The 14,022-nt window shown below is 63.8% G+C and carries 16 protein-coding genes and 1 pseudogene; 8 read left to right on the top strand and 9 right to left on the bottom strand.

Features of this window, described 5'->3' with window-relative positions; genetic code table 11:
* Positions 1-43 precede the first annotated feature (43 nt).
* Positions 44-382, bottom strand: a complete 339-nt coding sequence (locus Q0C17_RS16035) for a helix-turn-helix domain-containing protein (protein WP_291208438.1) — start codon at positions 380-382, stop codon at positions 44-46.
* Positions 383-443: 61 nt separating this feature from the next.
* On the opposite strand from Q0C17_RS16035, the gene Q0C17_RS16030 reads away from it, so the two are divergent.
* Entirely contained in the window at positions 444-1,034 is a 591-nt protein-coding gene (locus Q0C17_RS16030) for a 2-hydroxychromene-2-carboxylate isomerase (RefSeq protein ID WP_291208435.1), read from the top strand.
* Here the strand turns inward: Q0C17_RS16030 and Q0C17_RS16025 are convergent.
* Positions 1,031-2,029, bottom strand: a complete 999-nt coding sequence (locus tag Q0C17_RS16025; protein ID WP_291208432.1) for an adenosine kinase — start codon at positions 2,027-2,029, stop codon at positions 1,031-1,033. The two genes, Q0C17_RS16030 and Q0C17_RS16025, sit on opposite strands and share 4 nt — an antisense overlap.
* 91 nt (positions 2,030-2,120) lie before the next feature.
* Here Q0C17_RS16025 and Q0C17_RS16020 point away from each other — a divergent pair, with 91 nt between their 5' ends.
* Positions 2,121-2,996 carry a hypothetical protein gene (locus Q0C17_RS16020; RefSeq protein ID WP_291208429.1) on the top strand — a complete coding sequence of 292 codons (876 nt, stop codon included), beginning with the start codon at positions 2,121-2,123 and terminating at the stop codon, positions 2,994-2,996.
* On the opposite strand, the gene nth is transcribed toward Q0C17_RS16020, so the two are convergent.
* Entirely contained in the window at positions 2,986-3,696 is a 711-nt protein-coding gene (nth, locus tag Q0C17_RS16015; RefSeq protein ID WP_366914852.1) for an endonuclease III, read from the bottom strand. The genes Q0C17_RS16020 and nth overlap by 11 nt on opposite strands.
* A gap of 56 nt (positions 3,697-3,752) precedes the next feature.
* Between nth and Q0C17_RS16010 the strand changes: the two genes are divergently transcribed.
* The 4 genes from Q0C17_RS16010 to Q0C17_RS15995 all read left to right on the top strand — a co-directional run bounded on the left by Q0C17_RS16010 (position 3,753) and on the right by Q0C17_RS15995 (position 7,077).
* On the top strand, positions 3,753-4,241 hold the full coding sequence (locus Q0C17_RS16010; protein WP_291208424.1) for a DUF2244 domain-containing protein: 489 nt from the start codon (positions 3,753-3,755) through the stop codon (positions 4,239-4,241).
* Positions 4,242-4,359: 118 nt separating this feature from the next.
* Positions 4,360-5,691: a cytochrome P450 gene (locus Q0C17_RS16005; RefSeq protein ID WP_291208421.1), complete on the top strand. Its 1,332-nt coding sequence runs from the start codon at positions 4,360-4,362 to the stop codon at positions 5,689-5,691.
* 62 nt (positions 5,692-5,753) lie between these two features.
* The gene (locus tag Q0C17_RS16000) at positions 5,754-6,425 is read left to right on the top strand and encodes a nitroreductase (protein WP_291208418.1); all 672 of its coding nucleotides are present in this window, start codon (positions 5,754-5,756) and stop codon (positions 6,423-6,425) included.
* A gap of 43 nt (positions 6,426-6,468) precedes the next feature.
* Positions 6,469-7,077: a DUF1287 domain-containing protein gene (locus Q0C17_RS15995; RefSeq protein WP_291208415.1), complete on the top strand. Its 609-nt coding sequence runs from the start codon at positions 6,469-6,471 to the stop codon at positions 7,075-7,077.
* A gap of 75 nt (positions 7,078-7,152) precedes the next feature.
* On the opposite strand, the gene scpB is transcribed toward Q0C17_RS15995, so the two are convergent.
* The 5 genes from scpB to Q0C17_RS15970 all read right to left on the bottom strand — a co-directional run bounded on the left by scpB (position 7,153) and on the right by Q0C17_RS15970 (position 12,096).
* A complete protein-coding gene (scpB, locus tag Q0C17_RS15990; RefSeq protein ID WP_291208412.1) occupies positions 7,153-8,130 on the bottom strand; it encodes an SMC-Scp complex subunit ScpB in 978 nt (325 codons plus the stop codon).
* Positions 8,131-8,140: 10 nt separating this feature from the next.
* Positions 8,141-8,971: a ScpA family protein gene (locus Q0C17_RS15985; protein WP_291208410.1), complete on the bottom strand. Its 831-nt coding sequence runs from the start codon at positions 8,969-8,971 to the stop codon at positions 8,141-8,143.
* Positions 8,968-10,005, bottom strand: a complete 1,038-nt coding sequence (gene nagZ, locus Q0C17_RS15980) for a beta-N-acetylhexosaminidase (protein WP_291208408.1) — start codon at positions 10,003-10,005, stop codon at positions 8,968-8,970. Before nagZ ends, Q0C17_RS15985 begins: the two co-directional genes overlap by 4 nt.
* Positions 10,005-10,820, bottom strand: a complete 816-nt coding sequence (locus Q0C17_RS15975) for an SPOR domain-containing protein (RefSeq protein WP_291208406.1) — start codon at positions 10,818-10,820, stop codon at positions 10,005-10,007. The genes nagZ and Q0C17_RS15975 overlap by 1 nt, the downstream gene beginning before the upstream one ends.
* A 103-nt stretch (positions 10,821-10,923) precedes the next feature.
* Positions 10,924-12,096 (bottom strand): deoxyguanosinetriphosphate triphosphohydrolase, encoded by a 1,173-nt coding sequence (locus Q0C17_RS15970; protein ID WP_291208404.1) that lies wholly within the window; start codon positions 12,094-12,096, stop codon positions 10,924-10,926.
* Between the two features lie 28 nt (positions 12,097-12,124).
* Between Q0C17_RS15970 and erpA the strand changes: the two genes are divergently transcribed.
* Together erpA and Q0C17_RS15960 are read left to right on the top strand one after the other, a co-directional pair.
* Entirely contained in the window at positions 12,125-12,466 is a 342-nt protein-coding gene (erpA, locus tag Q0C17_RS15965) for an iron-sulfur cluster insertion protein ErpA (RefSeq protein WP_291208402.1), read from the top strand.
* Positions 12,467-12,531: 65 nt separating this feature from the next.
* Complete coding sequence (locus Q0C17_RS15960) at positions 12,532-13,698, top strand: epoxide hydrolase family protein (protein ID WP_291208399.1); 1,167 nt, start codon at positions 12,532-12,534, stop codon at positions 13,696-13,698.
* Between the two features lie 218 nt (positions 13,699-13,916).
* Here the strand turns inward: Q0C17_RS15960 and Q0C17_RS15955 are convergent.
* A pseudogene (locus tag Q0C17_RS15955) lies at positions 13,917-14,022 on the bottom strand (elongation factor Tu); the annotation flags it as partial.

Below are 14,022 nucleotides of genomic sequence, written 5' to 3'. Positions count from 1 at the left end.
CAGATGATGCTGGGTTTAAGCGCCGGACGCGTAGTCTTTGCCGCTAAGCTTTCGCTTCCCGCCGCACCGGCATGTGCTTCTTGCCCCAGTCCTTCATGATCCTGAGGGCCGGACGCAGCTCCTCGCCCTTCTCGGTCAGCACATAGTCATAGCGCTTGGGCGCTGCCGAATAGAGGCGCCGCTCCAGCACCCCCTCCTCAACCAGCCGTTTCAGCCGCTCGGCCAGGATATGCCGCGTCATGCCGCTCGATTCGGCAAATTCCTCAAACTTCGATTTGCCGAGATAGCAGTCGCGCAGGATCAGCAGCGTCCAGCGGTCGCCGACGACAGACAGCGTTCGCGCGACCGGGCACCAGTTATCGGAAAGTTCGGACCATTTCATGAGTGACAGTTCTAGCGCAGTTTGTAATAAGTTCCAAAACAAAACTTTATGGGAGGCCGGCATGCCAAAGACGTTCGAATTCTTCTTCGATTATACCAGTGCAACGGCGCCGTTAGCCGTGCCTCTGGTCGAGGCTATCGAGAAGCGCACTGGCGCCGAAGCGCGCTGGCGGCCGATGTTCCTCGGCGGCGTGATGCAGGCCACGGGCAACAAGCCGCCCGGCACCGTGCCCGCCAAGGGCCGATACATGGCGCGTGACATCCAGCGCTGCGCCGAGCATGTCGGCATCCCCTTTTACATGAACCCCGCCTTCCCGGTGAACACGCTGGCCGCCCTGCGGGCCACCATGGGCTTTGCCGACACCGCGGAGATGCGCCGCTTCGCCAAGGCCTGTTTCAACGAAAGCTGGAGCGTGCCGGAACCGCTGAATCTCGGCGATCCCGCGCACCTCGCGAAGCTCTGCGAGAAGCACGGCTTCGACACGGCAAAGATCGCCGCAATGGCGAGCGACCCGGCCAACAAGGAAAAACTGAAGGCAAACACGGACGAGGCGGTCGAGCGCGGCATCTTCGGCGCGCCCAGTTTCTTTGTCGACGGCGACCTCTTCTTCGGGCACGACCGTCTGGACTATGTGGAGCGGGCGCTCGCCTAAGCGAAAATGCCGGCCTTCTCTGCCAGCGCCTTGTAGGATTGCTCCGGGCGGGGACCATAATGCGCGATCACTTCGGCCGCCGCGATGTGGCCAAGCTTCGCGCAGGTGACGAGCGGCAAACCGCGCGCGACGCCGTAGAGGAAGCCTGCCGCATACTGGTCGCCCGCACCCGTCGTGTCGATCACGCGCGCTACAGGCTCCGCCGCCACCGCAATCGGGGCGCCGTCTCCTACGACAACCGACCCCTTCGCGCTACGCGTCACCGCCGCCACGGCGCAGTCTGCCTGCAGCGCCTTCAGGGCCGCATCGAAATCGCTCGTCTCGTAGAGCGAGAGCAGCTCCGCTTCGTTGGCGAAAACGATGTCGGCAAAACCGCGAACCAGCTGGCGGAAACTCGCCCGGTGGCGGTCCACACAGAAACTGTCGGACATCGTCACGGCCACCTTGCGGCCGGCCGCCTTGGCGATCTCGGCAGCATGCACAAACGCGGCCTTGGCCTCATCCTTGTCGAACAGGTAGCCCTCCAGATAGAGGATGCTCCCGGCACGGACCATTTCGGCGTCCACGTCGTCGCGTGAAAACAGCACCGAGGCGCCGAGGAAGGTATTCATGCTGCGGTGGCCGTCATCCGTGACGAAAATGATTGAGCGCGCGGTCGCCGGACCTTCGGCCAGCGGGCGCGTATGGAAAGGCACGCCGGTCGCCATCATTTCGCGCATGAACTGGTGGCCGAGTTCATCGTCCGCGATCTTACCGATATATCCGGCCGAGGCGCCAAAGCTTGCAAGGCCCGCAATCGTGTTGGCGCCCGATCCGCCGGAGGTGATCACCGGGTTCAGGGCGAGGCGCGTGAGCTCCTTTGCGCGCGGCTCCTCAATCAGGTTCATTGCATCCTTGGCGATCCCGTGGCGGGCAAGAAACGCGTCATCGCAGGGCGCCAGCACGTCGACAATCGCGTTGCCGAGGCCCACAACATCGTATTTCGCGCCGCTCATGCTGCCCTGATCCCTGCTCGCTGCTGCTGGATCGCGCCTTGCCAGACGGGGGGCGTGGACACAAGGCCCGGACCTCATTACAGCCCCCGCCATGAAGAAAATCGCCTATCTTGCCAGCCGCGTGACCCTGCCGGGTTCGCCAATCCGCCGAACGGATGCCTTCGAGCACGACTTCATGATGGACGCCCTGAGCGGCCCCTTCGAGGCCCGCGGCTTCCGGGTCGTGGATGTCGCCTGGGACGATGCGAAGACTGACTGGGCCGGCTATGCCGCCGTCATCATCGGCACGACATGGGACTACTGGGACCGCCTGGACGAGTTCCTCGCCGCGCTGGAGCGGATCGAGGGCCAGACGCGCCTCTTCAACGGTTCAGACCTGGTCCGCTGGAACGCCCGAAAGACCTACCTGCGCGAACTGGAAACCAAGGGTGCGAGGCTGATCCCGACGCTGTGGCTGGACGTCGCCGATGAAGCCACCGCCAAGGCCGCCTTCGACACGCTCGGCGCGGACGATCTCGTCTTCAAGCGCCAGGTTGGCGCCGGCGCCAAGGACCAGCACCGCCTGAAGCGCGGCGAGCCGGTGCCGGAGATGCGCCACCCGATGATGGCACAGCCCTTCCTGAAGATGATCCAGGACGAAGGGGAACTCTCCTTCATCTTCATTGACGGCGAGTTCTGCCATGCCCTCGTCAAGCGCGCCCAGCCAGGGGACTATCGCATCCAGTCCACCTATGGCGGACGCGAAGAGAAGATCACGCCGTCCAAGGACGATCTCGCTGCCGCCCGCGCCATCATTGGCACACTGGACGAAGCCCCGCTCTACGGCCGGGTCGACATGCTCCGCGGCCCGGACGGTAGCCTGCTCCTGATGGAACTTGAAGTGATCGAGCCCTATCTCTATCCGATCGAAGGCCCGGAACTGGGTGAACGGATGGCGGCGGGTGTCGCCAGAAGGCTCAGCGTTTAGAGCCGCGCCTCGGCCCCAACTTCCCAACCGTCGCCGGATCCGGTGTCTTCGGCTTGTACGCACACAGATGGCTGATGGCGCACTGCCAGCATTCCGGCGTGCGTGCCTTGCACACATAGCGCCCGTGCAGGATCAGCCAGTGGTGTGCGCCTTTCTTGAACTCCAGCGGCGTGATCCGTTCCAGCCCCGCCTCGACATGATCCGGCGTTTTTCCCGGCGCGATGCCGGTCCGGTTGGAGACGCGGAAGATGTGCGTGTCGACGGCGATCGTCGGCTCGCCGAAGGCCTCGTTCATCACCACGTTCGCCGTCTTGCGACCGACACCCGGCAGGGTCGTCAGCTCGTCGCGCGTGCGGGGCACCTCGCCGCCGAATTCCTCGAGGATCTTGCGGCTGAGGGCGATGACGTTCTTCGCCTTGTTGCGCCAGAGGCCGATCGTCTTGATGTAGGAGGCGACGCCCTCCTCGCCTAAAGCCAGCATCTTCTCCGGCGTGTCGGCCACCGCGAACAGCTTCTTCGTCGCCTTGTTCACCCCTACGTCAGTCGCCTGCGCCGAGAGGGCGACCGCGACGACCAGCGTGAAGGGGTTGACGAAGTCCAGCTCCGTGCGCGGGTCCGGCCGGTCGGCGGCGAGCGCCGCGAACAGCTCGCCCGCCTTCGCCCGGGTGAATTTCGATTTCGGGTGCGCTGCTTTGACCATCCCGTGAGGCATAGAGCGCCCTTTTTCCGGCGCAAGGGCATGCTAGTTCGAAGGCCATGACCGAGCCGGCCGAAACCGTCTACCTCGACGCCCGCCTGACCCCCAACCGCTCCCTCAGCGAGCGCGGCTTCGCCATTGGGATGGCTATCGTGGCGGTCGTCTTCTTCCTGACCGGCCTCATGTTCTGGTCGATGGGCGCGGCCCCGATCCTCGGTTTCTTCGGGCTAGACATGCTGGCCATCTGGCTCGCCTTCCGCCTTTCCTTCAGGAAACTTCGGGAGGAGACACAGATTACCGTAACCGCGCGGCACATACGGATGCAGCATACCGACGCCAAGGGCCGGCAGAAGCTGGCCGAGGTGCCGACCGCCTTCGCGCGCATCGAGTTGGACGAACCCGCCACCGCCGCCAGCTGGCTGCGAATCGAGCATGGCCGCACCGCCTGGGTGATCGGCCGCTTCCTCACCGTCGAGGAGCGCCAGAGCTTCGCCAAGGCCCTTCGCAGCGCCCTCATTGCCGCCCGATCCGAGCGCCTGCCGGCTTGATGCGTTGGTTCACACAAAAATGACGCATGCGTCATGGATTTCTGAATCCGTCTGTGCTAAATAATATCCCGAACGTTCAATTGCCCGCGCAGACGGGCCAAAGTCCGGAGGATCTTTCATGGCAGCCGACACCTTCTCCTTCGAGAATCACCCCGCGCTCGAGCGGCCGAAAGTCACCCCTCGCGAACCGATGCACCCGGGCTATACACCGACCTTCGGCGAGGTGAGACCCGCCTCCGAGTTGCCGCTGGAGACACTCGACGTCGTTGACCCCGAAATGTGGCGCCAGGGCAAGTTCTGGGACCGCCTCGAGCGCCTGCGCAAGGAAGACCCGGTCCACTACACGCCGGACAGCTTCGTCGGACCCTACTGGTCGGTCACCCTTTACGAAGACATCATGGCCGTCGATACGGACCATAAGCGCTTCTCGTCCAGCTGGGAGCATGGCGGCATCACTCTCGGGCCGCCGCTGGAAGATTTCGAGATGCCGATGTTCATCGCCATGGACGAGCCGCGTCACTCCGAGCAGCGCAAGACCGTTCAGCCGGCCGTCGCGCCGAACATGCTGAAGGAATACGAGCCGCTGATCCGCTCGCGCACACAGGCTGTGCTCGACGGCCTGCCAGTCGGCGAGCCGTTTGACTGGGTTGACCGCGTCTCTATCGAACTCACTGGCATGATGCTGGCTACCCTGTTCGGCTATCCTCAGGAACGCCGCCGCGAGCTGACCCGCTGGTCGGACATCGCCACCAACATGCACAATCCTGACATCTGCCCGGGCGGTGAAGTCCAGTGGAAGCAGGAAATGATGCAGTGCCTGACCACGTTCATGGGCTTTTTCCAGGAACGCGGCGCGGCGCCGGAAACCGGTGACCTGATCAGCCTGCTCGCGCATGGCGACAAGACGAAAAACATGACGCCGATGGAACTGCTCGGCAACGTGATCCTGCTGATCGTCGGCGGCAATGACACCAGCCGCAACACGATGACCGCCTCGGTCTACGCGCTGAACAAATACCCGGAAGAGTACAAGAAGCTGAAGGCCGATCCGGAACTTATCCCCAATATGGTTTCGGAAACGATCCGCTGGCAGACGCCGCTCTCCTTCATGCGCCGCACCGCGCTGGAAGACGTGACGATCCGTGGCAAGACGATCAAAAAAGGCGAGCAGGTCGCCATGTGGTACGTCTCGGGCAACCGCGACACGACCTTCTGGGACAAGCCGGAAGACTATATCATCGACCGCAAGAATGCCCGCCAGCACCTCTCCTTCGGTTTCGGCATCCACCGCTGCGTCGGCAACCGCCTGGCCGAACTGCAGCTGAAGATCCTCTGGGAAGAGCTGATGGCCCGCTACGAGCACATTGAAGTGCTGGCCGAACCCTCTTTCACGTCCGGCGCGTTCGTGCGCGGCTACACTTGGATGCCGGTCGTGCTTCACCCGAAGTAAGGACTGGTTACAGCCTTCCTCCCGGCTTAAACCTCCCGGCAGAGATGTCGGGAGGTTTTTTCATGGACGTATCCAAGGCCGTTGCGCAGCGCATTTCCACACGGGGCTTCCTGCCCGATCCGCTGCCGCTCAGCGAGGTCCGGGACTGGCTGACCGCCGCCCAGCGCGCCCCCTCCGGTGGCAACACCCAGCCCTGGCGCGTGATCGTTGTCACCGGCGCCGAGAAGGACAAGGTCATCGAAATTGCACAGGCGAAGCTGGCCACCAACCCGGCCGGCGAGCCGACCGACCGGCCGATCTACCCGAAAGACCTTTGGGAACCCCATGAAGCCCGCCGCCGCCGCGTCGGCGAGATGCTGTATGAGGCACTCGAAATCCCGCGTGAAGACCGCGCTGGCCGGATGCGCTGGTTCGCCAACAATTTCCGCTTCTTCGGCGCGCCGCTTGCCGTGTTCATCGTCATCGATGAGCGTATGGGCTATGGCCAGTGGGGCCACACCGGCATGTACCTGCAGACCCTCGCCCTGCTCGCCGAGGAGCGCGGTTGGGGCACCTGCATGCAGGAATGCTGGGGCATCCTGCGTCCGACGCTAAAGGTCCATTTCGGTCTTGGCCCGACGGAAATGATCTGGTGCGGCCTCGCCGTCGGCAAGCCGGACAAGTCCGACAAGGCGAACAACCTTTATGCGGAGCGCGCGCCGGTCGACGAAATCGCCGAGTTCAGGGGTTTCTGATTTCGGACAAAATCCTGCCGCAAGGGCGCGCTTCTATCGCTCCATGTGGACACGCCGGTCGTTCTTCATCTCCGCCCTCGGGCTGCCGCTGCTGCCGCCCCTGCCGCTGGTCGAAGCGGAGAATACCTGGACGAAGAAACTGGTACGGGCCGCCCGCAAGCAGATCGGCGTCACCACCGGCTACGATCCCGCCTATGTGACGCTGACCTATCCGGGCGGCGACGTGCCGCGCGAAACCGGTGTGTGTACGGACGTCGTGATCCGCGCCTACCGCGACGCGTTCGATGTCGACCTTCAGGTGCTCGTCCACGACGACATGAACGCCTCCTTCGCAAGCTATCCGAAAACCTGGGGTCTGACGCGCGCCGACCGCAACATCGACCATCGCCGCGTGCCCAACCTTGAGCGCTTCTTCCAGCGCCAGAACCTAGAACGCGACGCCCCCGGCGAGCGCGACGACTGGCAACCCGGCGATCTCGTCACGATGCGACTCGGCGGCCGCCTGCCCCATATCGCCATCTTCTCCGGCCATGACGCCTTCACCGGCCGCGCGATGTACATCCACAATATCGGCGGCGGCACACGGGAAGATGAGCTGTACGCTGATTATGACATGCCGCGGCGGTTCAGGTTCGTACCGCCTGGACTTTGATCTTGCACCGCCGCAGCATCACTCTCGATGGCCGCGGGCGTCAAAAGTCATGCGCACCAGACTCCAAACTGATGACTACTCGTCTTCCCGCCAGGTATGCATTGGCTGCTGCGGCATGCGCGTCTCGCCGCGCAGTTTGCGCACAGCGGCCTGGATAGCTTCCCGGTCGAAAGCTTCGGGGTCTTCTTCCGGCCTGGGCGCGCGGGTATAGGCGAAAACGCTGAGGCCGCCCTCCGACCCGGCTTCGTTGTCTTGCGAATCTGTGGCTTCGGCCACCGGGGCGGCGGCTTCCTCCGACGGCGGAGCAACAGCCTCATCTCCCATGAAGTCGGTGACGAAAGCTTCGACATCCTCGATATTGCCGAGGTCGCCGATCAGCATGTCTTCTTCTGACAGCGCCTCTTCATCCGGCATCTGGAAGCCGGACGGGATCACGTCCGTCAGCAGCCCCTCGGCTTCAAGGTCCGCCTTGCCGGGCAGCGTGTCGAGGCTTTCGATACCGAAATGCTCGAGGAACTTGTCGGTGGTGCCATAGGTAATCGGGAGGCCGGGCGTCTTGCGGCGCCCGCGCACGCGCACCCAGCCGGTTTCCAGCAGCGTATCGATCACCGACTTTGCCACCGCTACGCCGCGCACGGCTTCGATTTCCGCGCGCGTCACCGGCTGGCCATAGGCGATAATCGCCATCGTCTCCAACGCAGCCTGGCCAAGCTTCTTCTGTACCTGGCGCTCTTCGACGAAGAGGTAGGACAGGTCTTGCGCCGTCTGGAACCGCCACTTTCCGGCAACTTCCACGAGGTTCACGCCGCGCTTGGAATAGACCGCGCGCAGCGCCATCAAAACTTCGCCCGCCTCGATGCCGTGCGGCAGTATTTCGGCGATCTGCTCCGCAGACAGAGGTTCGCCGGCGGCAAACAGAACGGCTTCCGCCCGGCGCACGCCTTCGGCCAGCTGCGCATCGCGCCCGCCCAGCAGGTCGGCCTCGGCACGGGCCTGCGCGTCCGAAAGCTGGCTCATTGCAGTGCGCCGCTCATCGGCCATGTCATGGGTCATCTTCACTATCTCAGACGGTTGCATCGGCGGCCTCCCCGGCGGGCACCGCGTTGCGAAGATAGATGGGGGCGAAGTGCGCATCCTGGCGCATGTCGACCTCGCCATCGCGGGTCAGTTCAAGGGCGGCGGAGAAGACGCTCGCCGTAACGGAGCGCCCCGGCAGTTCTGGCGTATTTTCGCACAGAGCTGTGCGGATATCGTCGAGGCTTGACCAATTCTCGAGCTGCTTGCGCAGACCGCGCAACGTGTGGCGCGCCTGTTCCAGCGCCATGACGGGCTGCTTCTCGATACGGTGCGGGCGTTCCTTTTCCTTCCGATCACGGATGAAACCGAAGGCGGAGGTGAGATCATACAGTGTGGCGGTATACTCGGTGAGCTTGACGACCTTCGGCTGCACCGGCGCGCCGCGCAGGAACACGACGTTGTTCAGCACTGGCCCGGCTTCCAGTTCGCGCACTGCTGCACGCATTGCGTCGAGGCGCTTCAGGCGAAAGGCAAGCCGCGCGGCCATTTCCTCGCCGCTCGGCTCATCCTCGTTCAACGCTTCGGGTTTCGGCAGCAGCAGGCGCGACTTCATGAAGGCGAGCCATGAGGCCATCAGCAGATAGTCCGCCGCCAGATCAATCCGCTTGGCGCGCGCATCCTCGATAAAGCCCATGTACTGCTCGGCGAGCTGCAACATGGAAATCTGTAAGAGGTTCACCTTTTGGCGGCGAGCGAGTTCGAGCAAAAGGTGGAGCGGGCCTTCATAGCCGGGCACGTCCACCGAGAAGAGGTTCACGCCATCCGCTTCAGCGACATCTGCCGAAAGGGCATCGATCGAGATCGTCTCGCCGCTCACGCCATCGTCCCCGCTTGCGGGAAGAGTTCGTGAAACCGGCGCCAGCCTTTCGCGGCCTCGAACGGTTCATACCGGCGCGCGATCGCATCAGCAGCATCGGCGCGGTCTTCAGCCTTGCCATCGAGGTGTGGCGCGGCCTGCGCCACTTCGGTCATCTCGGCGAGGATTTCGGCGGGGTCTTTGAGGAAGCCCGAGCAATGCAGCAGTACGTCGCAACCGGCCGCGATCGAGGCATCGGCGCGCTGCGTGAGTGTGCCCCCCAAGGCCTTCATGCCCAGATCATCCGTCATCAGGAGGCCATCAAACCCGATTCGGCCCCGGATGACGTCCTGAATCATGATGCGGGAGACGGTGGCCGCCCTGCCGGGATCGTAGGCGTCATAGGAAATGTGCGCTGTCATGGCCATCGGCGCATGCGCGACGCGGGTAAAGGCGTCGAAGTCCTTCGCGAGTTCGTTGTTGCCAGCGGTAACTCGAGGCAGTTCGTAATGGCTGTCGGCAAAGGCGCGGCCATGGCCGGGAATGTGTTTGATAACGCCGGCCACACCGCCTGCAGCAAGGCCGGCCAGGGCGGCTGCGGCGAGGTCTGCAATTGCGGCGGGATCGGTGCCGAAGGCGCGGTCTCCAATGATGTCATGGGCGCCGGGAACTGACAGGTCGACAACCGGCGCGCAATCGGCGTGGATCGAGAGGCTCGCGAGTTCAGCCGCGATCAGCCTGTGGCCAAGCCAGGTGGCCTCGCGGCCGAGTTCGGGATCGCGGGCATAGATGGCCGCATAGTCGGCCCCGCGTGGGAACAAAGGCCATTCCGGCGCCTTGAGACGAGCAACCCGGCCACCTTCCTGATCGATGAAGATCAGCGTCTCGCGGCCCGTGGCGGTCCAGATATCAGCCACCAGCTTGCGCACCTGCATCCGGCTCACGCAGGAACGACCCATCAGGATCACGCCCCACGGATTTTCGGCCCGGAAAAGGGCCGCCTCAGCCGGAGTCAGCTCCGGCCCGGATATGCTGAGAATGCAGGCTTTGACCACTATCCATTCACCACGATGCAGTTGGCACCGGCATCCTTGATCGCGTCGCAGAAGGCCGAAGCCTCCGATCTGTCGGCAAAGGCCCCGACGCGCAACCGGTAAAATACACCCTCCGAGCCGAGGTCGGCCCGCTGGATGATTTTCGTGGCGCCGTAGTAAAGTTCCGGCGCCGAAGCGGTCACCCGCTTCCAGGCGGTCTCGGCAGCTTCCTCGGAGCGCAGCGCGGCAATCTGCACCAGATACTCGCCGCCACTGGCGAACGCGAAGCGCACTTTCGGCCCCTGGGGGCCTTCCGGCACGGCGACGGGCTCAGCGGCGACGGCAACCGTGTCCGTCGGCTGCGCTGCCTCGCGCGGCGCGCCCGAGGGCGGCGGCGGGGGCGCAATGGTTCCGTCAAGCTCGGTCACAGGCTCGACCGGGCCGCGCAACAGGTTGGTCGGCTCGCCGTCGCTGACGGCGCCTGCCCCGGCCAGCTCCATAACGGGCTTCGGCAGCTCGGTGGTCTGGTCGCGGCTGGAGGCGTCCATCTCGTCGAAGAAGCGGATTTCGGTATTGGCGACGGTCGCGCCGCCCGCATCTGCGGGGGCCGTCTTGATGGGCCCGTCCTCGGCCAGAACGCTGGGCAGGCCTTCGCCCTCAGGCCGGATACCCTGCCGGTAGGTGTTCCAGACGACCGCGCCGAAGATCAGCAGCACGCCGATGGCGAGCGCAAGGATCAGCGGACCGCGCGCGGTTTCTTCCTCGCGCACGTCAAAGCCGCGATAATCATCGTCAAAAGGGGCGTATTCTTCCCCTTGTGAGCTGTTCCGGCCCATTGCTCGCTCCCTGAACAGATTCTTGGAGTTAACAGGTAGGCCCGTTTCCTTAACGAGCGTTGAAGACAGGCGCCTCTGCCCGTCCTTACCGGGGATCCGGGGCTCAAGTGAGCGTGCGGGAATCGAACAGCCGGCGGTGTTCCTCGAGGGCAAAAGTGTCAGTCATTCCGGCGATATAGTCGCAGACGATCCGGGCCCGCAGAGGCTTTTCCGCCGGCTGGGCCACCCCGTTCCAGGGCGGCGGCAGGGTCTGGGGCTCCTCGAGGAAAACATCGAACAGGTCAGCGAGCACCCGCTTCGCCTTCGAGCGCATCCGGTTGACCCGGTAATGCTTGTACATGCGCGCATAAAGGAAGGTGCGCAGGGCCCGCTGGGGCGCCTCCAGCCCCTCGGAGAAGGCGATCAGCGGCCCGTCCATTGCCCGGACGTCGGCCGCTGATTTCGGCCTGTGCAGTTTCACCCGGGCGCGGGTCTCGTTGACGAGATCGTTGATCCAGAGGCCGATCAGGCGACGGACCGCCTCATAGGTCACCATCCGGTCGTCGATGGCAGGATATTCAACCCTCACGCCCCGGAACACGTCACCCACCACGGGCAGCTGCATCAGGTCTTCGATCGTGAAAAGGCCCGCGGCAATGCCGTCGTCGATGTCGTGATTGTTGTAGGCGATATCGTCCGACAGCGCGGCAACCTGGGCCTCGGGCCCGGCGAACTGGTCGATCTCCAGGGCTTCGAGGTGGGGATAGTCCCGGAAGGCGGCTGGCAGGTCCTTGACCATCGTATCGGGCCCTAGCAACGGGCCGTTGTGCTTGACGAGGCCTTCCAGCGTTTCCCAGCTGAGGTTCAGCCCGTCGAACTGCGGATAACGCCGCTCCAGCCGCGTAACGATACGCAGGGACTGGGCGTTGTGGTCAAACCCGTCATACGGCTGCATGCAGGCATCCAGCTGGTCCTCCCCGGCATGGCCGAAGGGGGGATGGCCAAGATCGTGGCAGAGGGCGAGCGTTTCAGCGAGGTCTTCATCCAAGCCAAGCGTGCGGGCAATCGTGCGGGCAATCTGGGCGACTTCCAGTGAGTGAGTGAGCCTTGTGCGGAAATGGTCGCCCTCATGCGCCACGAAAACCTGGGTTTTCTGCTTCAGGCGGCGAAAAGCAGTGGCGTGGATGATGCGGTCCCGGTCCCGCTGGAACGGCGTGCGGGTCGCAGAAGGCGCCTCTTCGACGAAGCGCCCGCGGGTCTCCTCGAAGCGGGTTGCGAACGGGGCTCTCTTTTCCATGGCCGTTTTCGTCCTTATGTTATTGCCCATGACCGACGTTTCTACACCGGATGTGACCCTTACAGCCTCGGCTGCGAAGCGGATTAATGCGATTCTCGCCAAACAGGACGGCGCGGCCTTCCTGCGTGTGTCTGTCGAAGGGGGTGGCTGTTCGGGCTTTTCCTACAAGTTCGACTTCGCCCCGTCGGCGAATGCAGACGACCTGGTGGTCGAGCGCGACGGCGCGCGGGTGCTGATTGACGAGATGAGCCTCGAATTCCTGAAGGGCTCTGAAATCGACTTCGCCAACGAGCTGATCGGCGCGGCCTTCAAGATCAAGAACCCGAACGCGACTTCGGGGTGCGGTTGCGGGACCAGTTTTTCGGTCTGACGCAAGGGCACCACCTCCCCCGGGCGCGCAGGGTCAGGTAGGGTTCCTTAAAATAGGGAACCGCCATGACCGCGCCGAAACCATTCACAATTCACATACCCGACGAAAAGCTCGCTGCCATCCGTGCTCGGGTGGAGGCGTACCGATGGTTCCCCGCCCCGGCCAACGAGCAGGGCTTTGCCTATGGCATGTCGACGCCGGTGATGCAGGACATTCAGCGCTACTGGCTGGACAGCTATGACTGGCGCAAGGCCGAGGCGGAGTTGAACCGCTGGCCGCAGTTCACCGCGGAGGTGGACAATCAACTGATCCATTTCGTGCACGTTGTTGGCGAAGCCAGGGGCAAGCGCCCGCTGCTGATCACGCATGGCTGGCCGGGCAGCGTGTATGAATTCTGGCAGGCCATCGGGCCGCTCGCCTTTCCGTCCGAGCACGGAGGAAAAGCGGAGGATGCGTTCGATCTCGTGATACCGTCCCTGCCTGGCTACGGCTTCTCCGGAAAGCCTGTCTCGCCGCTGGGCCAGCGGGCGACGGCGCAGCTATGGGACAAGCTGATGCGGGAGGTGCTCGGTTATCCGGCCTATCTCGCGCAGGGCGGCGACTGGGGCTCGATGGTGACATCCTGGCTCGGCAAAAACCATGGCACAGTGGACGGCAAGGGCGGCTGCCGGGGCATTCACCTCAACATGATGGCGATGCGGCCGACGCCGGCCATTCCTCAGAGCCCGGAGGAAACCGCTTGGCTGCAACGTTCGCAGATGATGATGCAGATGGAAGGCGCTTACCTGATGCAACAGGCGACCAAGCCGCAGACGCTGGCGATGGCGCTTATGGACTCGCCGATGGGCACGGCGGCGTGGATTCTCGAAAAGTTTAACGGCTGGAGCGACCTGAGGACGCGTAGCCTGCTGGAGGTCTATACGCGCGACCAGCTCCTGACGAACGTAATGATCTATCTCGTCAATGACGCGATCGCGACAAGCGTCTGGTACTACAACGCGCTGTTCCAGGAGGGCGGCAATGCGTTGCCCGACGGCGAGCGCTGCGAAACACCGACGGCGTTTGCAAGCTATCCGGGCGAGGAATACATCCTCGCGCCCCCGCAGAGCTGGGCGAAGCGGGCCTACAACATCACACGCTGGACGGAGCTCTCACAGGGCGGGCATTTCGCGGCGATGGAAGTGCCCGATGTTTTCGTGGCCGACCTTCGGGACTGGGCGCGCGAAGTTTGACGCGGCACCTTTGGCCGGACGCGGAGGCGCCCGGCCGGTCGCCTGTTATCTGATTCAAGCTTGGTCGGTGTGGCGTAAGCTTCCCTGCATAATCTTTAAGAGGCTTGTTGCGGCTGGGGATGGAATAGGCGGCCGGGGCGGCAAGTTTTGCATACGCCCCCACGCAAAAGGCCGCCTCCTTTCGGAAGCGGCCTTTGTTTGGTTCAGCTGTTTCCAGCTTATTTTTTGATTTCCGACACGACGCCGGCGCCGACGGTGCGGCCGCCTTCGCGGATGGCGAAGCGCAGGCCCTTGTCCATGGCGATCGGGTTGATCAGCTCGACA

This window comes from Hyphomonas sp. (assembly GCF_022844445.1).
GTDB lineage: Bacteria > Pseudomonadota > Alphaproteobacteria > Caulobacterales > Hyphomonadaceae > Hyphomonas.
The sequence above is the reverse complement of the archived record's forward strand: the minus strand, read 5'-3'. Positions and strand labels throughout refer to the sequence as shown.